22 protein-coding genes and 1 tRNA gene are annotated in these 19,934 nt (G+C 71.4%); 19 read left to right on the top strand and 4 right to left on the bottom strand.

Annotated elements, in window-relative coordinates:
- Positions 1–173: 173 nt before the first annotated feature.
- The 5 genes from ACGFZA_RS24425 (at position 174) to ACGFZA_RS24405 (ending at position 4,085) form a co-directional block, all read left to right on the top strand.
- The gene (locus ACGFZA_RS24425; RefSeq protein WP_385282132.1) at positions 174–587 is read left to right on the top strand and encodes a YciI family protein; all 414 of its coding nucleotides are present in this window, start codon (positions 174–176) and stop codon (positions 585–587) included.
- A complete protein-coding gene (locus ACGFZA_RS24420; protein WP_393681842.1) occupies positions 584–1,831 on the top strand; it encodes an RNA polymerase sigma factor in 1,248 nt (415 codons plus the stop codon). Before ACGFZA_RS24425 ends, ACGFZA_RS24420 begins: the two co-directional genes overlap by 4 nt.
- 253 nt (positions 1,832–2,084) lie before the next feature.
- On the top strand, positions 2,085–2,705 hold the full coding sequence (locus tag ACGFZA_RS24415) for an HhH-GPD-type base excision DNA repair protein (RefSeq protein ID WP_393681840.1): 621 nt from the start codon (positions 2,085–2,087) through the stop codon (positions 2,703–2,705).
- 338 nt (positions 2,706–3,043) lie between these two features.
- A complete protein-coding gene (locus ACGFZA_RS24410; protein ID WP_073736427.1) occupies positions 3,044–3,340 on the top strand; it encodes a type II toxin-antitoxin system VapB family antitoxin in 297 nt (98 codons plus the stop codon).
- A gap of 148 nt (positions 3,341–3,488) precedes the next feature.
- Positions 3,489–4,085, top strand: coding sequence for a LytR C-terminal domain-containing protein (locus ACGFZA_RS24405; protein WP_385282292.1), 597 nt, complete (start codon positions 3,489–3,491; stop codon positions 4,083–4,085).
- 232 nt (positions 4,086–4,317) lie between these two features.
- Here the strand turns inward: ACGFZA_RS24405 and upp are convergent, their stop codons facing one another.
- Positions 4,318–4,953 (bottom strand): uracil phosphoribosyltransferase, encoded by a 636-nt coding sequence (gene upp / locus ACGFZA_RS24400; protein WP_328949585.1) that lies wholly within the window; start codon positions 4,951–4,953, stop codon positions 4,318–4,320.
- 103 nt (positions 4,954–5,056) lie between these two features.
- Here upp and ACGFZA_RS24395 point away from each other — a divergent pair, with 103 nt between their 5' ends.
- The 9 genes from ACGFZA_RS24395 (at position 5,057) to ACGFZA_RS24355 (ending at position 11,179) form a co-directional block, all read left to right on the top strand.
- The gene (locus tag ACGFZA_RS24395; protein WP_385282142.1) at positions 5,057–5,266 is read left to right on the top strand and encodes a hypothetical protein; all 210 of its coding nucleotides are present in this window, start codon (positions 5,057–5,059) and stop codon (positions 5,264–5,266) included.
- A gap of 249 nt (positions 5,267–5,515) precedes the next feature.
- Complete coding sequence (locus tag ACGFZA_RS24390) at positions 5,516–6,076, top strand: hypothetical protein (RefSeq protein ID WP_385282145.1); 561 nt, start codon at positions 5,516–5,518, stop codon at positions 6,074–6,076.
- Between the two features lie 9 nt (positions 6,077–6,085).
- Positions 6,086–6,598, top strand: a complete 513-nt coding sequence (gene tadA / locus ACGFZA_RS24385) for a tRNA adenosine(34) deaminase TadA (RefSeq protein WP_385282148.1) — start codon at positions 6,086–6,088, stop codon at positions 6,596–6,598.
- 78 nt (positions 6,599–6,676) lie between these two features.
- Positions 6,677–6,761, top strand: a tRNA-Ser gene (locus ACGFZA_RS24380).
- 669 nt (positions 6,762–7,430) lie between these two features.
- A complete protein-coding gene (locus ACGFZA_RS24375) occupies positions 7,431–7,595 on the top strand; it encodes a hypothetical protein (RefSeq protein ID WP_168713694.1) in 165 nt (54 codons plus the stop codon).
- A 9-nt stretch (positions 7,596–7,604) separates the two neighbouring features.
- A complete protein-coding gene (locus tag ACGFZA_RS24370; RefSeq protein WP_385282151.1) occupies positions 7,605–7,898 on the top strand; it encodes a Dabb family protein in 294 nt (97 codons plus the stop codon).
- A gap of 373 nt (positions 7,899–8,271) precedes the next feature.
- Positions 8,272–9,150, top strand: a complete 879-nt coding sequence (locus ACGFZA_RS24365; protein WP_393681835.1) for an RNA polymerase sigma factor SigF — start codon at positions 8,272–8,274, stop codon at positions 9,148–9,150.
- 234 nt (positions 9,151–9,384) lie between these two features.
- Positions 9,385–10,251 carry an RNA polymerase sigma factor SigF gene (locus tag ACGFZA_RS24360; RefSeq protein ID WP_385282156.1) on the top strand — a complete coding sequence of 289 codons (867 nt, stop codon included), beginning with the start codon at positions 9,385–9,387 and terminating at the stop codon, positions 10,249–10,251.
- Positions 10,252–10,330: 79 nt separating this feature from the next.
- Positions 10,331–11,179 (top strand): hypothetical protein, encoded by an 849-nt coding sequence (locus tag ACGFZA_RS24355; protein ID WP_393681833.1) that lies wholly within the window; start codon positions 10,331–10,333, stop codon positions 11,177–11,179.
- An 87-nt stretch (positions 11,180–11,266) separates the two neighbouring features.
- Here ACGFZA_RS24355 and ACGFZA_RS24350 read toward each other — a convergent pair whose 3' ends face one another.
- Complete coding sequence (locus ACGFZA_RS24350) at positions 11,267–11,479, bottom strand: hypothetical protein (RefSeq protein WP_326737519.1); 213 nt, start codon at positions 11,477–11,479, stop codon at positions 11,267–11,269.
- Positions 11,480–11,970: 491 nt separating this feature from the next.
- On the opposite strand from ACGFZA_RS24350, the gene ACGFZA_RS24345 reads away from it, so the two are divergent.
- The 5 genes from ACGFZA_RS24345 (at position 11,971) to ACGFZA_RS24325 (ending at position 17,473) form a co-directional block, all read left to right on the top strand.
- Positions 11,971–12,492: a MarR family winged helix-turn-helix transcriptional regulator gene (locus tag ACGFZA_RS24345; RefSeq protein ID WP_385282163.1), complete on the top strand. Its 522-nt coding sequence runs from the start codon at positions 11,971–11,973 to the stop codon at positions 12,490–12,492.
- Between the two features lie 23 nt (positions 12,493–12,515).
- Positions 12,516–15,008 (top strand): DHA2 family efflux MFS transporter permease subunit, encoded by a 2,493-nt coding sequence (locus ACGFZA_RS24340; protein WP_393681830.1) that lies wholly within the window; start codon positions 12,516–12,518, stop codon positions 15,006–15,008.
- Positions 15,009–15,221: 213 nt separating this feature from the next.
- Positions 15,222–16,040 carry a YceI family protein gene (locus ACGFZA_RS24335; protein WP_385282169.1) on the top strand — a complete coding sequence of 273 codons (819 nt, stop codon included), beginning with the start codon at positions 15,222–15,224 and terminating at the stop codon, positions 16,038–16,040.
- 24 nt (positions 16,041–16,064) lie between these two features.
- Positions 16,065–16,535, top strand: coding sequence for a PPOX class F420-dependent oxidoreductase (locus ACGFZA_RS24330; protein WP_356319172.1), 471 nt, complete (start codon positions 16,065–16,067; stop codon positions 16,533–16,535).
- Between the two features lie 5 nt (positions 16,536–16,540).
- Positions 16,541–17,473 (top strand): NAD(P)-dependent oxidoreductase, encoded by a 933-nt coding sequence (locus ACGFZA_RS24325; RefSeq protein ID WP_393681826.1) that lies wholly within the window; start codon positions 16,541–16,543, stop codon positions 17,471–17,473.
- Here ACGFZA_RS24325 and ACGFZA_RS24320 read toward each other — a convergent pair.
- Together ACGFZA_RS24320 and ACGFZA_RS24315 are read right to left on the bottom strand one after the other, a co-directional pair.
- Complete coding sequence (locus ACGFZA_RS24320) at positions 17,467–18,258, bottom strand: TetR/AcrR family transcriptional regulator (protein ID WP_385282175.1); 792 nt, start codon at positions 18,256–18,258, stop codon at positions 17,467–17,469. The two genes, ACGFZA_RS24325 and ACGFZA_RS24320, sit on opposite strands and share 7 nt — an antisense overlap.
- 93 nt (positions 18,259–18,351) lie before the next feature.
- The gene (locus tag ACGFZA_RS24315) at positions 18,352–19,878 is read right to left on the bottom strand and encodes an MFS transporter (RefSeq protein ID WP_393681824.1); all 1,527 of its coding nucleotides are present in this window, start codon (positions 19,876–19,878) and stop codon (positions 18,352–18,354) included.
- Positions 19,879–19,934 lie beyond the last annotated feature (56 nt).

Raw genomic sequence — 19,934 nt, 5'->3', positions numbered from 1 at the left:
GACCCGACGATCCGGCGGCGGCACCGCACGGCTCCCCCTGGGCCGTTCCGGGAATTCTCGGCGCTTCCCGGAACGGTCTCCGGCGCGGTGTCGAGAACCGTCGCCCCGCTCCGACGTCCCCTGTGAGAGTCGCCCACGAGGGGCGGCCGGGACCTCGCAGAGGGAGCGGAATCATGAAGTACCTGGTGATGGTGCAGGGCTCGCAGGCCGATTACGAGGCGATGCGCGGCAACGCGTCCGCCGGCAATCCGGCCTGGAGCGAGAAGGACGTGCAGGCCATGTTCGCGTTCATGGGAGGGATCAACGACGATCTCGCCGAGACCGGTGAGCTCATCGACGCCCAGGGACTCGTCGAACCGGCGAAGACCCGGTTCGTCACCGCGGGTGAGGACGGCCGCCCGGTGATCACCGACGGCCCCTACGGGGAGACGAAGGAAGTGCTCGCCGGGTACTGGGTACTCGAGTGCGAGAGCCTGGAGCGGGTCACCGAGATCGCCGCGCGCGTCACCCGGTGCCCGGCGCCTGCCGGGGCGCCGGCCGCCCCGGTGGTCATCAGGGCCATCGACAGCGGCGGGGGCGATGTGTGAAACGTACGTCCGAGGTCGAGGACCTGCTGCGGCTGCACGCCCCGCAGGTCCTCGGCGCGCTGGTGCGCCGGTACGGGCACTTCGACCCCGCCGAGGACGCGGTGCAGGAGGCCCTGATCGCCGCCGCCCGGCAGTGGCCCGAGCAGGGGGTTCCGGACAATCCGCGCGGCTGGCTGATCAGGGTGGCGTCCCGGCGGCTGGTGGACCGGCTCCGCAGCGACGATGCCCGGCGCGCGCGTGAGGAGGCGGCGGCCGCGCTCACGCCCCGGGACGCCTTCACCGCACCGGCGCCCGATGAACCCGCGGCGGGTGGCAGCCGGGCGCCGTCCGAGGACGACACCCTCACGCTCCTCTTCCTGTGCTGCCATCCGGATCTGGCCCCGGCCGCGCAGGTCGCCCTGACGCTGCGGGCCGTCGGCGGTCTGACCACGGCCGAGATCGCCCGGGCGCACCTGGTGCCCGAGGCGACGATGGCCCAGAGGATCAGCCGGGCGAAGCGGAAGGTCCGGGGCGCCGCCTTCGTCCAGCCCGGGCCCGCCGACCGGGACTCGCGGCTCGCGGTCGTGCTCCAGGTGCTCTATCTGATCTTCAACGAGGGCTACACGGCGACCTCGGGACGTGCCCTGCACCGCGCCGGCCTGGCCCGGGAGGCGATCCGGCTGACCCGTTCGGTCCGCCGGCTGCTGCCCAGGGACGGCGCCGTGAGCGGGCTCCTGGCGCTGATGCTGCTCACCGACGCCCGCAGTGCCGCACGCACCGGACCGCACGGCGAGCTGGTCCCGCTCGACGAGCAGGACCGCACCCGATGGGACGGGGCGGCCGTCGCCGAGGGCACCGCCCTGGTCGCGGAGGCCCTGCGCGAGGGGCCCGCCGGGCCCTACCAGGTGCAGGCGGCCATCGCGGCGCTGCACGACGAGGCGGCCCGTGCCGAGGACACCGACTGGCCGCAGATCCTGGCGCTGTACGACGTCCTCGTACGTATCGCCCCCGAGCCGATGGCGGAACTGAGCCGGGCCGTCGCCGTCGCCATGGTGCACGGCCCGCAGGCCGGGCTGGCCGAGGCCGACGCCCTCGCGGACCGGCTGGCGGGCCACCACCGCCTGGACGCCGTCCGCGCCCATCTGCTGGAACGGGCCGGCGACACCGAGGGGGCCCGCGCCGCCTACCGCTCGGCGGCTTCCGGGACCCTGAGCCTCCCGGAAGCCCGCTATCTGTACGGCCGGGCGGACCGCCTCGACAGCTGACGCGGGCCGCGGCCGACAGCGTCGGCGCCCGGGAGGCGGGAGCGAGCCAGGAGCCCGGAGTCACGGCGGCACGGTCTTGGGCCAGGAGTCAGGAGCCACGCGCCGGGGGCGTCGGGGAAGCCGGAAAGCCGGGTATGTCGGGAAGCAATGAAAGCTACGGAAGCGACACAAAAAGGCGGCAAACGGCTGCAAACCGTCGCATCGGCGGTGGTTTCACTGGCCGTCGCACCCCCGGCTGGCAATCATCGGGTCCATGACCAACAGCGACAAGGGCCGCAACCTCACCCTCCGGATCGCTCAGCAGCCGGAGGCGGACGAGCTTCTCGCGCGCAGCCCGCTCGCCGCGCTCGTGGGCATGCTGCTGGACCAGCAGGTACCGATGGAGTGGGCGTTCTCCGGACCGTACGCACTGGCGCAGCGGATGGGCGGAGACGATCTGGACGCCCATGAGATCGCCGCGTACGACCCCGAGGCGTTCGTCGAACTCTTCACCGCCAAACCTGCGTTGCACCGCTATCCGGGCTCGATGGCCAAGCGGGTGCAGCAGCTGTGCCAGTTCCTGGTGGCGCAGTACGACGGCGAGGCCGGCGCCGTGTGGACCGGCGCCGCCACCGGGGCGGATCTGCGGAGAAGGCTCAACGCCCTGCCCGGCTTCGGCACCCAGAAGGCGCAGATCTTCCTGGCGTTGCTGGGCAAGCAGTTCGGGGTCCGGCCGCCGGGCTGGCAGGAGGCGGCGGGGCCGTACGGGGAGCCCGGCTCGCACCGTTCGGTCGCCGACATCACCGGACCCGAGTCGCTCGCCGAGGTCCGCGCCTTCAAGCAGGAGGCCAAACAGGCCGCGAAGGCCGCGAAGGCGGCTGCCAAGGGCAGGTGAACCCCACTGAACCCGCTGAACCCACTGCCCACTGCCCGTTGCCCGCTGCCCACTCAAGGCCGGGATCTGGACAGCTGGGACCGGGGCGTGGCGAGGGGCGTGCGTGAGGTGCGTGTGTGAGGGGCGTGTGTGAGGTCTCCCCGGCGCTCCGCTGCGTACCCACCGACCGTGCCACCGCTCGCACCACCCTCCGCGCTCCCGGGTACGCCCCTCTCGCGCTGTCGCTCTCGTTCGTCACGGCCCCAATTCCGGAATGGACGCCTATATGCCTCCGCGGCAGGCATCGCAGTCCCGTTCCATGGCTGCGCCCGGAGGCCCTTGACCGGTAGGCTTTCCGTGTGATCTTCAAGCGCATCGGAAATGGGCAGCCCTATCCCGACCACGGCCGGGAAAGCACCCGGCAGTGGGCGGATGTCGCGCCGCGCCCGGTCCGCCTCGACCAGCTCGTGACCACCAAGGGCCAGCTGGACCTCGAAACGCTCCTCGCCGAGGACTCCACGTTCTACGGCGACCTCTTCGCCCACGTCGTGAAGTGGCAGGGCGACCTCTACCTGGAGGACGGGCTGCACCGCGCGGTCCGTGCCGCGCTGCAGCAGCGCCAAGTGCTGCACGCCCGCGTGCTCGAGCTCGGCTGAGGCACCCTCACCGGCCCGTTCGACTCCCCGTCAGGGTTCGTTCGAGTGCACTTTCGCACTCGGACGGGTGCGATCCGTCGATCATCAAATAGTCATCATCACCGGGTCGCACTACGCTGCGCCCATGAGCATGCTCACTCCCCCCGGCATGGGCGGAAAGTACCGCATCACGGGTGACAAGTACCCGCGCATGCGGCGCCCCCGCCGCCGCAGCAAACTGGTCCTCTCGGCCATCGCCTCCGTGGTCGCCCTCGGGCTGGCCGGATGGGGCACGCTGCAGCTCATCGATGTCTTCACGGGCGGCGACAAGCAGGCCAGCGCCGCCGACCGCGAGGCGGACTGCCCGACCGCCAAGCCGTCCACGCCCGCGAAGGTCCTGCCGAAGCCCGCGAAGATCACGGTCAACGTCTACAACGCGACACCGCGTGGCGGACTGGCCAAGGCGGCGGCCGACGAGCTGAAGAAGCGTGGATTCACCATCGGCAAGGTGGGCAACGCCACCGCCGCGTACGACAAGAAGGTCCCCGGGACCGGCATACTGCTGGGCTCTCCGACCGCGGTCAACGGCACGTTCCCGGTGCTCGGCACGCAGCTGCCGGGGGCGGCGACGAAGACCGACGCCCGCAAGAGCACGGACGTCGATCTGATCATCGGGACGAAGTTCAAGGCGTTCAGCACGCCGCAGGCGGCGGCCGGGGCGCTGACCGCCCTGACGAAGCCTGCCCCGAAGCCGTCCTCCTGCTGAGGACGCGCGGGCCGGTACAGCACGAGCGCCCGGGGCGCTGAAAGCACCCCGGGCGCAGAACGACGGCCCGGGGCGCAGAGTGAGCACTGGGCGCAGGACGACCGCTTGGGGCGCGCGATGCGCTCCCAGGCGCAAGAACGACCGCCTGGGAGCGCCGATGAGCGCCGGGGCACAGAACGACGGCCGGGGCGCTCCAGGAGCACCCCGGCCGTCGGCCGTCCGAACGGAAGCCTCAGCCGACGGTGCCGTACATCCGGTCCCCGGCGTCGCCGAGGCCCGGCACGATGTAGCCGTGCTCGTTGAGCCGCTCGTCGACCGAGGCGGTGACCACGGTGACGGGCGTCCCGGCCAGCTCGCGCTCCATCACCTCGACGCCCTCGGGCGCCGCGAGCAGCACGACCGCGGTCACGTCGTCCGCGCCGCGCTTGATCAGCTCCTGAATGGCCGCGACCAGCGTGCCGCCGGTGGCGAGCATCGGGTCCAGGACGTACACCTGGCGGCCCGAGAGGTCCTCCGGCATACGGGTCGCGTACGTGGACGCCTGCAGCGTCTCCTCGTCGCGGATCATGCCCAGGAAGCCCACCTCGGCGGTCGGCAGCAGCCGCACCATGCCGTCGAGCATGCCGAGGCCGGCCCGCAGGATCGGCACGACCAGGGGCCGCGGGTACGACAGCTTCACTCCGGTGGTGGGTGTCACCGGGGTCTCGATGTCGACCTGTTCGGTGCGCACATCGCGGGTGGCCTCGTACGCGAGCAGGGTGACCAGCTCGTCGGCGAGGCGCCGGAAGGTCGGGGAGTCGGTGCGCTTGTCGCGCAGGGTGGTGAGTTTGTGCGCGACCAGCGGGTGGTCGACGACGTGGATCCGCATGCCGTCAACAGTAACCGCGCCTCCCGCACCCGTGCGCTGGCATCAACCGCACGTTCGGGGGGAAGGTGGGGGCATACGGACCCAGCCTGGGGGTGACGAGCCGATGGCCGACGGGGCGAAGCAGGACCGGGACGCACCGGAGCCGCAGGACACGCGGGACGCGCCGGAGACCGACGCGCAGCGCCGCAGACGGCGCGCCCAGTTCCTCCGCGAGCTTCACGAGGCCAAGGCGCTCCGCGACCGGGTCCAGCCGCGCCGGGTCAAGGCCGCCAGAATGCGCCAGGCCATGCGGATGCGGACGTTTCGCTGGTAGCCGTCCGGCCGGTGGCGGAACCCCCGGGTGGCGGCGCCCAAGAGAACTGGTGGCCGACGCAACGACGGAACTGCTCTCGCGGAGCCCTCGTTTCTGCCACGATTCCGATGGGCGGGACGCAGGGCAGCCGGACCACCGGCCGGCCCCCCGCCGGACCGACACACCCAGGGTCTTTCGTTGGGATCGGACCCCGCTTCCTGATCCGGCCTGATCCGAACGAGAGGCTCTAAGACCAGTGGGAGAGTCACGGTGTACTTCGCCGCACTGCTCGCGCGCACCGAAGACGGGTGGGAAGCGAGCGACACGGAGCTCGACGATGTGGAGACCCTGTCGGATCTGACGGATCTGGCCCGTGAGGCCTCGGTTGACGAGGACACGGTGCTCGTCTTCATCGAGCAGGAGGACGCCTGGTTCGGCGTCGTCCGGGTGGACGGGGAGGAGGATCCGCGTATCTACGTCTCCAACGCCTCCGCCGCCGCTCGCTCCTCGTACGGGGAGATCCTGCTCACCGATGAACTGCTCGGCCGCGAACCCGAGGCCGAGGACTCGATTGCCGCCCTCGAAGAGCTCGTCGGCCTCGACGGTACGGAGGACGGCGAGCCGGAATCCCCCGACCACACCAACAACACCGACAACGATGACGACGACGGGCCGGACCCCGACGCCGTACCGGCGGGTCCGCTCGGCGACACCGGGGTGCTGTCCGACCTCGGTCTCCCCGAAGCGGAGCTGCTGATGCTGCGGACGGACGCACTGGCGGAGATCGCGGACGCGCTGGGAGCGGCCGAGGTCCTGGAGACCGTCCGTTAGGGTCCGCGGGTGACCGAAGCACCACACCCGCACCCCCCTTCCCCAGCACAGCAACCCCTGCACGATCCCGTACGGGACCCGTGGCGGGCGCCCATGCGCCGCGCCCTGGACGAGGCGGGCCTGGCGGCGGCGGCCGGCGATGTGCCGGTCGGCGCCGTCGTCCTCGCCCCGGACGGCACCCTGCTCGCCACGGGCCACAACGAACGCGAGGCCACCGGCGACCCGACCGCGCACGCCGAGGTCCTCGCGCTGCGCCGGGCCGCCGCGGCCCTCGGAGAGTGGCGGCTTTCGGGCTGCACGCTCGTCGTCACCCTGGAGCCCTGCACCATGTGCGCGGGCGCCCTGGTGCAGTCCCGCGTGGGCCGGGTCGTCTACGGCGCCCGGGACGAGAAGGCCGGAGCGGCCGGCTCGCTCTGGGACGTCGTACGGGACCGCCGGCTCAACCACCGCCCCGAGGTGATCCACGGCGTCCTGGAGGCCGACTGCGCGGCCCTCCTGACGGCCTTCTTCCGCGACCGCTGACCTGGCGTCCCCGTGCCTGCGGGGTGCTGTGCGGAATCGGATTTCGACGGACGGCCGAGATGGTCTAAGCTCTCTCTCGGTAGCGTGTCCGAGCGGCCGAAGGAGCTCGCCTCGAAAGCGAGTGTGGGGAAACTCACCGAGGGTTCAAATCCCTCCGCTACCGCTCTTGTGAAGGGCCCGACGCACAGCGTCGGGCCCTTCGAGTTTTCCGCCCGGGCCCGGGTCTCACGGGCGCCGGGTGCGGCACTGGCCCGGGCCCCGCAGGCAGCGGGTACAGCGGTGGCCACCCGCGTCCGTCCCGCCCGGACCTCGCAGGCAGCGAGTACGGCAGTGGTGGCCCCCGGGGCCGTACAGCGAGGCCCCGCGGGCAGCGGGACGGCCATGGCCACCCGCGTCCGTCCCGCCCGGGCCGCGGGTACGACAGTGGCCCCGACCCCACGGGCGCCGGGTACGGCGATGGCCCCGGGTCCGACGGCGGTCGGGCCCGGGGCCATCTGTGCGCTTGGGTCGGGGGGAGCGGCATCGGGGGGACAAGCCGCTCCCCCCGATGAGAACAGGTCCTACCAGCCCTCGCCGCGATCGGGGGAAGGCCGCGGCGAGGACCCCACAGAGGGGTCCTGTTCCTCGCCCCTCGGATTCCTGCCGGATCCGCCGGGGCTCGTCCACCATCCTGCCGTGCCACAGATGCCGCGCAGTCGGGCAAAGGACCTCGATCACCGGGCCCTTGGTCCTTAAAGACCGCGTGAGTGATCGGAAAGGGCAAGCGGATACGGCCATACGTGCGGATAGACTCGCCCGACTGCACAGGGGATCGAAGGGGAGTCAGGGGCCGATGGTGCAAGCGAAGAAGATCGCTCTCTACGTGATAGTCGTCTTCGTGCTCTACACGATCATCACGTCCCCCGCCCGGGCTGCGGATCTCGTCCAGGTAGGGTTCGAGGGCGTTTCGGACGCCGCACAGGGCGTCGGCGACTTCATGTCCGAGCTCGTGAAGTAGGAGAACCCCATGATCCGCCACCTGGTCCTGTTCAAGCTGAACGACGGCGTCGAGCGGGACGATCCGCGGGTCGTCGCAGGCGTCGAGGCCTTCCGGGGACTGGCGGACAAGGTGCCCGGGCTGGAGTTCTGGGAGTGCGCCTGGAACATCACCGACCGGCCGATCGCGTACGACTTCGCCATCAACTCCGCCGTCGCCGACGAGGCCGCGCTGAAGAGCTACATCGAGCATCCGGCCCACCAGGCGGCTGCCGGGCAGTGGCGTGAATTCGCCACCTGGGTGATGGCCGACTACCCGTTCTGACGCCTTCGGCCCTGCGAGCCCCTCACCACGACGGTGAGGGGCTTTCTTTGTGTTTAAACCGATTCGAGGTCAACACGGCGCTATGGGGTGCTTGCACATAGTGGACATGTCTTGTGATGCTATGACCGCTTTTGACGGATGAGTTGACCGAAGTTGACCGCAAAGGGGTGGCGTCACCGTGCCGGCCAGTACAGCGCCTCAAGTGCCTCCCCAGACCGATAAGGCCGCCCGGACAACACCGGCGGCACAGACGCCCCCCGCACCCCAGACGCCTCATGCGGTCCAGGCATCCCCTGCACCCCAGGCATCCTCCGGGGCTCACTCACCCCAGTCGCCAACACCGCAGGAACACCAGGCATCACAAGCATCACAGATGCCCCAGGGGCCCCAAGCGCAGGCGTCCCAGGCGCCGCAGGCATCGCAGGTGTCCCAGGAGACCCCGACGATCCAGACCGAGACACCCGACGACACCGTCCCGCCCGGCAGGACCCGGGGCGCCGACACCAGGGCGCTCACCCAGGTGCTCTTCGGCCGGCTCCAGGGGCTGGAGGCGGGCACCGCGGAGCACGGCCGGGTCCGGGCGGCGCTGATCGAGGCGAACCTGCCGCTCGTGCGGTACGCCGCCGCGCGGTTCCGCAGCCGCAACGAGCCCATGGAGGACGTCGTCCAGGTCGGCACCATCGGCCTGATCAACGCCATCGACCGGTTCGACCCCGAACGCGGGGTCCAGTTCCCCACCTTCGCGATGCCGACCGTCGTCGGCGAGATCAAGCGGTACTTCCGGGACAACGTGCGCACCGTCCACGTGCCGCGCCGGCTCCACGAGCTCTGGGTCCAGGTCACCGGCGCCACCGAGGACCTGACGACCGCTCACGGCCGCTCCCCCACCACGGCGGAGATCGCCGCCCGGCTGAAGATCTCCGAGGACGAGGTGCTGGCCTGCATCGAGGCGGGCCGCTCATACCACGCGACCTCGCTCGAAGCCGCGCAGGAGGGTGACGGGCTGCCCGGCCTGCTGGACCGGCTCGGCTACGAGGACCCCGCCCTGGCCGGCGTCGAGCACCGCGACCTGGTCCGGCATCTGCTCGTACAACTGCCCGAACGCGAACAGCGGATCCTGATGCTCCGCTACTACAGCAACCTGACGCAGTCCCAGATCAGCGCCGAACTGGGAGTCTCACAGATGCATGTGTCAAGACTCCTGGCCCGAAGTTTCGCCCGACTTCGATCCGCAAACAGGATCGAGGCGTAACCGGATCGGGTAGACCGATTCCGGAGTGTTCCTCGCGGGCCAAAAGCCCCACACCCCTTGTTAACTGCGCAGACACCCCCAGAACTTGTCGACAAGTCACTACAGCGTGTTGCCGACATGTGACATTCTGCGGGAACCGCGTTTGCCGCAGCCTCCCCTCCGGTATTCAGGTGGAGGCTGCGTTCCTCCGATGGTCGTGGCCACCGCGACCGTCCGCGACCTCAAGGGGGTGGCATGTCCGCAGAACAGGGCAGCTCGAAGGTGCTCACGCTCACCAAGAGCGCACCCGCACCCGTTGTGCTCACCAGCTCGCCGGAAGCCATCGACACCCGTACGCTGTCCCGCTCCCTGTTCCTGCGGCTCGCCGCACTGGGCCCCGCACCGGGCCCCGACGGAACGGACACTCCGGAGCGTGCCTATGTACGGGACACGCTCATCGAGCTCAACCTGCCGTTGGTGCGCTACGCCGCGGCCCGGTTCCGCAGCCGCAACGAACCCATGGAAGACATCGTCCAGGTCGGCACCATCGGCCTGATCAAGGCGATCGACCGGTTCGACTGCGAACGCGGCGTGGAGTTCCCGACGTTCGCGATGCCCACGGTCGTCGGCGAGATCAAGCGCTTCTTCCGCGACACCTCGTGGTCGGTGCGGGTGCCGCGCCGGCTCCAGGAGCTGCGCCTCGCCCTCACCAAGACCAGCGACGAGCTCGCCCAGAAGCTCGACCGCTCGCCGACCGTTCCGGAACTGGCCAAGGCGCTCGGGGTCTCCGAGGAGGACGTCGTCGACGGCCTGGCCGTCGGCAACGCCTACACCGCCTCCTCGCTGGACTCACCCTCCCCCGAGGACGACGGCGGCGAGGGCTCGCTGGCCGACCGGCTGGGGTACGAGGACGCGGCCCTGGAGGGCGTCGAGTACCGCGAGTCGCTCAAGCCGCTGCTGGCCAGACTCGCCCCGCGCGAGCGCCAGATCATCATGCTGCGGTTCTTCGCCAACATGACCCAGTCGCAGATCGGCGAGGAGGTCGGCATCTCGCAGATGCACGTCTCCCGGCTGCTGACCCGCACGCTCGCCCAGCTCAGGGAGGGGCTCATCGCCGACTGACCCGCTGCCCCGATCCCGGGGGTCCGCTGCCCCCATCCCAGGGGTTCCGATTTGACGGTCCGTCAGAGACACTGTCGCGATGCGACGTCAGACATGCGGCCGGCCCGGCCACCGGGGCACAGCGATCGCCGTCTCGGCGGCCGTGCTGTGTCTGGGCGGGGCACTGGCAGGCTGCGGCGGCCAGGCGGGCGGGGACGGCTACACGGCGGTCGGCGCGGCCGCGGCGGGGCCGGGGAAGGCGCCCTCGGGGGCGGTGGCGCCCTCGGGGAAGGTCACGCTGGTGCCGCTGGACGGCGCCGGGGATGGAAGCCGGGCGGGCAAGGGCCGCTCCGGCGCCTCGCCCTCCCCCGGGTCCTCGACCGCGACGGACGACACGGACAGCACGGACAGCCCGGACGCGGGCGGTACGGGGAGCGCGCGCGGTTCCGGCCCGGACGCCACCCGGCCCGGTGCGTCCACAGACACGGCAGGGGCCTCCGGAGCGTCCGGCTCCACCGGAACGACGCGCGGCACACCCTCAGGCGGATCCGGCCCGCCAGGCGGCCTCTCAGGCGGCTCCACCGGGCCCGGCTCCCCGTCCCCCTCGTCACCCGGCCCCACGGCCCCCACCACCCCCGCCGGGCCCGCCGTACTGAAGGTCGGCACCCCCGTGCGCGCGGCAGCGGACGAGCGGTGGTGCGAGAAGGTGACCGTGGAGTTCCGCAATACGGGTGGCTCACCGGCGCGTTCGGGCACCGTCACCTTCGCCACGCACATCATCGGCGGGCTGGGGATCGACTGGGCGACCCGGGAATCGACAGCGCTGCTGCCCGTACCGATCGGCGCGGGAGCGGCGCGGAAGATGACGTACACCGTCTGTGTGGACGCCTGGCGGGTACCCCTGGGCATGCATGTCGAGACCCGGGACGTGACCGCCGTCTGGAAGTGACGGGGGACGGGGACCGGCCGGGCGGATGAAGGGGCGACACCGCCCCTCCCCCTGCGCCGGCCGGTCCAGGAGAGTCCGGAGGGCCGGTCAGCCGAGCGCGAGCCAGGCGACCGCGCCGAGCACGACGATCACCGCGACGACGGCGGCGATCAGTCCGGTCCTCGGGCCGGACGACACGGCGGCGGGCTGCTGCCGGCGCTGCGGCTCACCCTCGTCGACGAAGGCGCGGAACATCTGGGTGTTGCCTGCCGGGTCGCTGTTGCCCTCGGGACCCTGCGGAGCGTGGGGATTGTGTGCCATGTCGCAGGACCCTAGCGAACTCGGCGGAAGGGCCCAACCCCCGGGCGGTGAAGGGGCGGGGCCATAACCGGGGAACCGGTGAAGGCGGAGTGGCCGAGCCGGCCGGACCGCCTCACCCCGTACGGGCTCCGCTCACCTGGACGGAATGCAACACCCGCACCCTGGCGCACAGTTGGGAGCCGCGACGTGCGCCGCTCCCGCTCCCACCCGTATATATGCGCGAAGGGCGGCCGGGCGGCCCGGCCGAAGCCGCGCGGACGGGGAACTCGATCCGGTGCGGCCCCGGGGCGACCGCCGCCCCCGCCCCACGAAGTGGCGCACGACACACCTGCCACGCGCGCCCCGCACACGCTGGGCGTTTGACCCGCACCCTACGCAGCCTTTTGCGTTCCTTTACTTCTGCAAGGCCCTTTTCGTTTGCCTGCAGCAACCAACGGCTTCTATGGTTGCCCTAAGCAACAAGATGGCTGGTGAGATGTCTGGGGGGTCCCGTGGCCGCACGGAGTCAGTACCAAGAACTGGCCCGGCAGCTCAGCGCCGTCGGCGCCGTCAAACGGGGCCTGGCCCGCATCCTCCCGGCTGAATGCCCCGGCGGCTCGGCAGCCGTACTGGCCCTGCTGAGTCAGCACGGCGAAATGCGGATCAGCAGGCTGGCCGAGCTCCTCGCAGTCGACATGTCGGTGACCAGCCGACACGTCGCTCACGTGGCGGAACGCGGCTGGATCGAACGGTCCCCGGACCCGGCGGACAAGCGCTCCCGCATCCTGCGGCTGACCCCCGCGGGCGAGGGAGTGCTCGACGATCTGAACTGCCGGACGACCGAAATGTTCGCCCACAACCTTCAGGATTGGTCCGACGAAGAGGTCGGGCAGCTCAACACGTTGCTGGCCCGGCTGCGCGACAGCTTCTCCTGCCGCGGCTCCGGCGGGTGCGCCCCCGGAAAGCACAGCGGCGACTGCCGCTACCGGCACACCGACAGCCACGACGGCTCGTACACCCGTACACCCGTGTAACAGAAGCAAAGAGAAGGAATTAAATGGCTACGACCACACCAACCGGTGTGCGGGGCGGCCACGCCAAGCACGGAGGAAGCGACTCCTCCGACGGCACGCCGATGACACACCGGCAGATCATGGAAGCGCTCACCGGGCTGCTGCTCGGCATGTTCGTCGCCATCCTGTCGTCCACCGTCGTCTCCAACGCCCTGCCGGAGATCATCTCCGACCTGGGCGGCGGCCAGAGCGCCTACACCTGGGTCGTCACGGCCTCGCTGCTGGCCATGACGGCGACCACCCCCCTGTGGGGCAAGCTCTCCGACCTGTTCAGCAAGAAGCTGCTGGTCCAGATAGCGCTCGTCATCTACGTCGCGGGCTCGGTCGTCGCCGGTATGTCGACCAGCAGCGGCATGCTGATCGCCTGCCGTGTGGTGCAGGGCATCGGCGTCGGCGGTCTGTCCGCCCTCGCGCAGATCGTGATGGCCGCGATGATCGCCCCGCGCGAGCGCGGCCGCTACAGCGGCTACCTCGGCGCCGTCTTCGCCGTCGCCACCGTCGGCGGTCCGCTGCTCGGCGGTGTCATCACCGACACCAGCTGGATGGGCTGGCGCTGGTGCTTCTACGTGGGTGTGCCGTTCGCGGTCATCGCCCTGATCGTGCTCCAGAAGACCCTGAAGCTCCCGGTCGTCAAGCGTGAGGTCAAGGTCGACTGGACCGGCGCCTTCTTCATCAGCGCCGCCGTCTCGCTGCTGCTCCTCTGGGTGACCTTCGCGGGCGACAAGTACGACTGGATGTCCTGGCAGACCGGCGTGATGCTCGCGGGCTCCCTGGTGCTCGTGCTGCTGTTCGTCTTCACCGAGTCCCGGGCCAAGGAGCCGATCATCCCGCTGCGGCTGTTCCGCAACCGGACGATCACGCTCGCCTCGCTCGCCTCGCTGTTCGTCGGTATCGCGATGTTCGCGGGCACCGTCTTCTTCAGCCAGTACTTCCAGCTGGCGCGCGGCAAGTCGCCGACGATGTCCGGTGTGATGACGATCCCGATGATCGCGGGTCTCTTCCTCTCCTCGACGGTCTCGGGACAGATCATCACCAAGACGGGCCGCTGGAAGGCCTGGCTGGTCAGCGGTGGCTTCCTGCTCACCGCGGGCCTCGGGATGCTCGGCACCATCCGGTACGACACGACGTACTGGCACATCGCGATCTTCATGTTCGTGATGGGTCTCGGCATCGGCATGATGATGCAGAACCTGGTGCTCGCCACGCAGAACCAGGTGGCCGCGTCCGACCTCGGCTCCGCCAGCTCCGTCGTCACCTTCTTCCGTTCCCTCGGTGGTGCGATCGGCGTCTCGGCGCTGGGCGCCGTCATGGCGAACCGGGTCACCCACTACGTCAAGGACGGCCTGGCGGACCTCGGTCCCCAGGGCGCGGCCATGGGCCACGGCGGTACCGGCGGCGGGGGCATCCCCAACCTGGACACGCTGCCCGCACCGTTCCGTACGGTCGTGGAGAGCGCCTACGGGCACGGCGTCGGCGACGTCTTCCTGTACGCCGCTCCGGCCGCACTGCTCGCGTTCCTCATCACGATCTTCATCAAGGAGGTCGCCCTGCGGACGAAGGCCGTGGGCGACACCTCGGCGGAGACGGAGGCCGTCCCGGCCGCCGCCGCGGCCGAGGTCCCGGCCGGCACCACCGCGCTGGTCTCCGAGGGCACGGCCGGGGTCACCTCGGTCGACACCCTGGAGGCCGCGGCCCCGCTGGAGACCGTGCAGGGCACCGCGGTACGCGGTGTGGTGCGCGGCGCCGAGGGCGCACCCGTGGCCCGGGCCGCCGTCACGCTGATCTCGCTGGGCGGCCGGCAGCTGGGCATCTCGGTCGCGCAGGCCGACGGCAGCTACGGTCTGGACGCCCCGGGCGCAGGTTCGTACGTGCTGATCGCGTCGGCCGACGGCTTCCAGCCGCAGGCGTCGACCGTGGTCGTCGGCGACGAGCCGCTCGCCTACGACATCCTGCTCGCCGGTACGAGCGGCCTGGCCGGAACCGTGCGGGCAGCCGAGGGCGGCTCGCCGGTCGAGGGCGCCATGGTCATCGTGACCGATGTGCGCGGCGACGTGCTGGCCACCGGAAAGTCCGGCGACGCGGGCGAGTTCACCTTCGGTGAGCTGGTCCCCGGCTCGGTGACCGTCGCGGTCAACGCGGCCGGCTTCCGTCCGCTGGCGCTGCCCGTGGAGATCGGCGGCCAGGGTGTCACCCGGGTCGACGCCGCACTGCAGTCCGGTGCGCTGGTCCAGGGCGTGGTGCGGGCCGGCTCCAACCGGCGTCCGCTGGCCGACGCCCGCGTCACGCTGGTCGACGCGGCCGGCAACGTGATCGCCACCTCGACGACCGGGGAGGACGGGGCGTACGCCTTCGCCGACCTGGACGCGGGCGAGTACTCGGTCATCGCGACCGGCTACCCGCCGGTGGCCGGCTCCCTGACCGTGGCCGGTCACGGGGTCGACGGCCACGACATCGAGCTCGTCCACCCGGGCGAGTAATCCGTCCGGGGATTTCCCCGGACGCGCAAGACCCCTGGCGGGATGGCACTTCGAGCGGAGAGTCTGTCCCGGCCGGCGGAAAAATGGGCCCCGGCGGTGGGGACGGCAGGCAGGGGACGGCCTGCCGTCCCCGCCCCGGGGCCCGACTCATTGAGTGACCCGTTCGGTCGAAGCGGGCGGGCCATTGAGCAACGGGCAAGGAGAGAAAACGGGATGGGACTTCGCGCACAGGTACGCACGCGGGACGGCTGGGCCGTCCAGCACGCGGTCGTGACGGTCACCGACATGACCGGGACGCAGGTGCTGCGGGCCGCCGCCGACGAGGACGGGGCGGTGCGCACCGACGCACTGCTGTCCGCCGGCGCGTACACCGTGATCGTGACGGCGGTCGGGTACGCCCCCTCCGCCTCCACCGCCCTCGTCACGGCGAGCGGCCGGGTCGAGGCGGGCACGGTGGTGCTGGCCCGCCAGGGCGGCGTGGAACTGCCGCCGCCGGGCGCCTGGTCGCTGGATCCGGCGCACTCCTCCGTGGGCGCGGTCGCGCAGCACCTGGGCATCTCCAGCGTGCACGGCCGGTTCACCGAGTTCGGCGGCCGGATCGAGATCGCCGAGGACATCCAGCGCTCGCGCGTGGACGCGGTCATCAACGCGGCGAGCATCGACACCGGCAACGGCATGCGGGACAAGCACCTGCGCTCGCCGGACTTCCTCGACACCGAGCGGTTCCCGGAGATCACCTACCGCTCCAGCGGGCTGACTCCGGCAGGACCCGACCGCTGGACCGTGCACGGCGAGCTGTCGCTGCACGGCGTGGAGCGTCCGGTCGACCTGGACCTGAGCTACCTCGGCACCGGCCCGGACCCGTGGGGCGGCGTCCGCGCGGCGTTCAGCGCCACGGCAGAACTGCGCCGCGAGGACTTCGCCATGAACTACAACCAGGTGATCCAGGCGGGCATCTCGGCGATCGGCACCACGCTGCGGGTGGAGCTCGACATCCAGGCCGTGCAGGGCGATTCCCTGCCGACTGCCTGAGCGCACGGCCGTAGGGTCGGTCCCATGGCATCGAACATCGCGACCAACACCGCCGTGGAACTCGACGACTTGCTGGCCTTCGTCCGGCCCCGGCACCGGGCGATCCTGCTGACCACCCGGTCCGACGGCCGCCCCCAGGGCTCCCCGCTCACCTGCGGCGTCGACGACGCGGGCCGGATCGTCGTCTCGACGTACCCCGAACGGGCGAAGACCCGCAACGCGAAGCGTGACGAGCGGGTGAGCGTGATCGTCCTGTCGGACGAGTGGAACGGGCCCTGGGTGCAGATCGACGGCTCGGCCGAGGTGATCGACTCACCGGATTCGGTCGAGCCGCTCGTCGAGTACTTCCGGAACATCTCGGGGGAGCACCCCGACTGGGACGAGTACCGGGCGGCCATGGTGAAGCAGGGCAAGTCGATCATCAGGATCACCCCCGAGCGATGGGGTCCGGTCGCCACGGGCGGCTTCCCGGCGCACCTGGCCCCGGGCAGCTGACCCCGGTGGCCGTGCCGCACCCCCGGCCCGAACTGCTGTCCCGGGCCCGGCTGCTGGCCGGGCCCGAGGTCGGCTCCCCGGTGGCGGATGCCCTGGAGCGGGCCGCCGGACGCCCCGTGGAGCGCGGCGGTCCGGCCGGTGGCGGCCCCTATGTGTACGTGGGGGCCGCACTGCCCGACGCGCTGCGCGGGGACGGCCTGGTGTGGTTCCACAGCGTGAACGCCGGTACGGACGCCCTGCTGGGCGCCGGTCCGTGGCCCGCCGGGGCGCTGCTCACCCGGACGGTGGGCCGGATGGGCGAGCGGATCGCGCAGTACGTGCTGGCCTGGGTGCTGGCGGAATGCCAGTCGGTTCCGGAGTTCGCCGCGCAGCACGCCCGGGGCGAATGGCGCCGCATCCCCTCGGAGCTGGTGGCCGGGCAGACGGCTGTCGTGCACGGCGCCGGAAGGATCGGTTCGGCCGTCGCCGGGCTGCTGCGGTCGTGCGGCATCCGGACAGTGGGGGTGGCCCGCACCCCGCGCGCCGTCCCGCCGGGCTTCGACGCGATGGTCCGCCCGGACGAGCCGGTGGCCGCCCGCTGGGTGATCTCCGCCCTTCCGCTGACCGGGGCGACGGCCGGGTACTTCGGCGCGGCCCGGTTCGCGGCCCTGGGCGGGGCCACCTTCGTCAACGTGGGCCGGGGCGCGACCGTGGACCTGGTGGCGCTGGAGGCGGCACTGGAGGCGGGCACGGTGGGACGCGCGGTACTCGACGTCCTGCCCGACGAGCCCGCCGCGCCCGGGGACCCCTGCTGGCGGCTCCCCCGTACGGTGATCACCTCGCACTCCGCGGGCATCACGGCCGACGCCGACGTGGTCACGGACTTCACGGCCTGTCTGCGGGAGCTGGAGGCGGGGCGGGTGCCCGCGCTCGCCGTGGACCCGGCCCGGGGCTACTGACGGGGGCGGGCCTCTTCGGCGTCCCGGGACCGCTCCCGCATCGCCTCGATCCCCGCGATCAGCAGGTCGAGCGCGAACGCGAAGTCCCGCTCGTGCATCTCGTGAACGGTGTCGGCGCCCCGCGCCGCGATGAGGTCCTGCGAGTCCTCCACGATCGGGCCCAGTTGCGGCTGTCCCTTCATGGCCGACATCGCCTGCTGGAAGTACTCGTCCTGGGTGAGCCCCGCCTCCGCGCTGCGCTGGGCGAACTGGCCCTCGACGGTGCCGAATCCGTACACGAACTGGAAGACCGCCGAGAGCGCGCCGGTCTGGCGCCCCAGCGGGAGACCGGTCGCACGGATCACGTCCTGGATCGCGTACGACATGAGCATCGCGTGCGGGCCGACGTTGAGGAACTTCCCGACGAGCGGGGAGACCCAGACGTGCCGGACCAGCAGCTCCCGGTACGCGGTCGCGAGCGCGCGCAGCCGGGTCTGCCAGGAGGCGTCCGCCTGCGGGGGGCCGATCTCGCTGTAGACCGAGTCGAGGGCGAGCTCCAGCAGGTCGTCCTTGGTGTCGACGTACCAGTAGAGGGACATCGCCGTGACGTTCAGCTCGGCGGCCAGCCTGCGCATGGAGAACTTGGCGAGGCCCTCGGCGTCCAGCAGCCGGACCGTCGCGGCGGTGATCCGGTCGCGGTCGAGCCCGGCGGGCTGGTCCGGTTTCCGGGTGCGCGACGGTGGCCGGTGGTTCAGCCACACACTGGTCCGGGCAGGGTCCTTCGCGCGATCGGCCGCGGACACCATGGGGCACTCCCTCGTCTTGCCGGCGGGACGAACCGGATACGTACCCCGTTCCCCAAAAACGGAGTCGTACGGTCCGGTACGTCCCGTCCGATGCTATGCCGCTGCCGCGGCCGAATCAGCCCGAGCCGATTCTCCTCGCTCCGCCCGGCGCAGCAGCACGGCCGCCAGCAGTCCGCCGGCCAGCACGGCCGCCGCCCCGACCAGCATGCTGGTCTCCAGGCCCTGGGAGAACGCGTCCGTGATCCGCTGCCGCTCCCCGTCGCCGCTCACGGCGGCCAGGGCGGCGGGCAGCGAGGCCGCGCCGACGGCCGACGGGACGAGGGCGGCGAAGCGGGAGTTCAGGACCGCGCCGAGCACCGCGACCCCGAGGCCGTTGCCGCACTCGGCGAGGGTGCCGTTGACCCCGGCGCCGACGCCGGCCTTCTCGGGCGGGATGGCGCTCATGATCGCGTTGGCCATGGCGGGCATGGCGAGCGCGATGCCCGCGCCCATGACGAGCAGGCCGAGCAGTGTCCCGCCGTAGCCCTCCCCGCCCAGCAGGGCGATGGCGGCCAGACCCGCGGCGAGCAGCGCCATCCCGGAGGCGATGGTGACGGGCGTACCGAGCTTGGGCACCAGCCGCGCCCCCAGCCCCGTGAGGTTGAGCGCGACGACGCTCAGCGCCAGCGGTGCCGTGCGCAGGCCCGCTTCCAGCGGCCCGTAGCCGAGCACGAACTGGAGCTGCTGGGTGAGCAGGAAGAGCGAGCCGCCCATCCCGAACGCGACCAGGATCGCGCCCGCGACCGCGCCGACGAACTTCTGGTTCCGGAAGAAGTGCATGTCCAGCATCGGATACGGGATGTGCAGCTCCCACAGCACGAATCCGGTGAGGACGGCGACCCCGACGAAGGCGGTCAGCAGCACCTGGCCGGAGGTCCAGCCGTGTCCGGGACCGGAGATGATCGCGTACACGACGGCGGCCATCCCGATGGTGGAGAGCAGCGCGCCGAGCAGGTCGGGGCGCTCCCCGCTCGGGTTCTTCGACTCCGGGACCAGCCGCGCCACGGCCACCAGGCCGATCACGGCGACCGGGATGTTGATCAGGAAGATCGCGCCCCACCAGAAGTGGTCGAGCATGACCCCGCCGATCAGCGGCCCGACGGCGAAGCCGAGCGAGCTGACGGTCGACCAGATGCCGATCGCCTTCACCCGCTCGGTCTCGTCGAAGATCTGGACGACGACGGCGAGCGTGGTGGTCATCAGCAGCGCCCCGCCGATGCCCATGCCGGCCCGGGCGGCGATCAGTTGCGCGGACGACTGGGCGAGCCCGGCCACCAGTGAGCCGATGCCGAACAGGGCGAGCCCCGCGATCAGCATCTTCTTGCGGCCGTAGCGGTCGGCGGAGCTGCCGGCGGTCAGCAGCAGGCCCGACTGCACGAGCGAGTAGGCGTTGATCATCCACTGAACATCGGCGGTGGAGGCGTCCAGCTCGCGGGTGAGGGAGGGGATCGCGACGTTGAGGACGGTGTTGTCGAGCAGCACGGTGAGCTGCGCGAGGCAGATGACGCCGAGGATCAGCCAGCGCTGCGGGTGGCTCGGCGGCGGTGTGAGGTGGTTCTGCTCGGCGGCGGTCGCCGTCATGCGGACTCCCGGGGCGTTGTCAGGAACGGTGCGGGGGACGGGAACGGACTTATACG

The organism is Streptomyces sp. NPDC048211, from assembly GCF_043202315.1.
In the GTDB taxonomy this organism is placed as follows: Bacteria; Actinomycetota; Actinomycetes; order Streptomycetales; family Streptomycetaceae; genus Streptomyces.
Note: the sequence above shows the minus strand (reverse complement) of the source record. Positions and strands in the feature narration are given on the sequence as shown.

Excerpts from the sequence above, each read along its gene's own strand:
- ACGFZA_RS24425 (WP_385282132.1), top strand. The coding sequence starts at position 174 with ATGAAGTACCTGGTGATGGTGCAGGGCTCGCAGGCCGATTACGAGGCG.
- ACGFZA_RS24415 (WP_393681840.1), top strand. The coding sequence starts at position 2,085 with ATGACCAACAGCGACAAGGGCCGCAACCTCACCCTCCGGATCGCTCAG.
- ACGFZA_RS24405 (WP_385282292.1), top strand. The coding sequence starts at position 3,489 with ATGGGCGGAAAGTACCGCATCACGGGTGACAAGTACCCGCGCATGCGG.
- upp (WP_328949585.1), bottom strand. The coding sequence starts at position 4,953 with ATGCGGATCCACGTCGTCGACCACCCGCTGGTCGCGCACAAACTCACC.
- ACGFZA_RS24395 (WP_385282142.1), top strand. The coding sequence starts at position 5,057 with ATGGCCGACGGGGCGAAGCAGGACCGGGACGCACCGGAGCCGCAGGAC.
- ACGFZA_RS24375 (WP_168713694.1), top strand. The coding sequence starts at position 7,431 with ATGGTGCAAGCGAAGAAGATCGCTCTCTACGTGATAGTCGTCTTCGTG.
- ACGFZA_RS24370 (WP_385282151.1), top strand. The coding sequence starts at position 7,605 with ATGATCCGCCACCTGGTCCTGTTCAAGCTGAACGACGGCGTCGAGCGG.
- ACGFZA_RS24365 (WP_393681835.1), top strand. The coding sequence starts at position 8,272 with ATGCCCCAGGGGCCCCAAGCGCAGGCGTCCCAGGCGCCGCAGGCATCG.
- ACGFZA_RS24360 (WP_385282156.1), top strand. The coding sequence starts at position 9,385 with ATGTCCGCAGAACAGGGCAGCTCGAAGGTGCTCACGCTCACCAAGAGC.
- ACGFZA_RS24355 (WP_393681833.1), top strand. The coding sequence starts at position 10,331 with ATGCGACGTCAGACATGCGGCCGGCCCGGCCACCGGGGCACAGCGATC.
- ACGFZA_RS24350 (WP_326737519.1), bottom strand. The coding sequence starts at position 11,479 with ATGGCACACAATCCCCACGCTCCGCAGGGTCCCGAGGGCAACAGCGAC.
- ACGFZA_RS24340 (WP_393681830.1), top strand. The coding sequence starts at position 12,516 with ATGGCTACGACCACACCAACCGGTGTGCGGGGCGGCCACGCCAAGCAC.
- ACGFZA_RS24335 (WP_385282169.1), top strand. The coding sequence starts at position 15,222 with ATGGGACTTCGCGCACAGGTACGCACGCGGGACGGCTGGGCCGTCCAG.
- ACGFZA_RS24330 (WP_356319172.1), top strand. The coding sequence starts at position 16,065 with ATGGCATCGAACATCGCGACCAACACCGCCGTGGAACTCGACGACTTG.
- ACGFZA_RS24320 (WP_385282175.1), bottom strand. The coding sequence starts at position 18,258 with ATGGTGTCCGCGGCCGATCGCGCGAAGGACCCTGCCCGGACCAGTGTG.
- ACGFZA_RS24315 (WP_393681824.1), bottom strand. The coding sequence starts at position 19,878 with ATGACGGCGACCGCCGCCGAGCAGAACCACCTCACACCGCCGCCGAGC.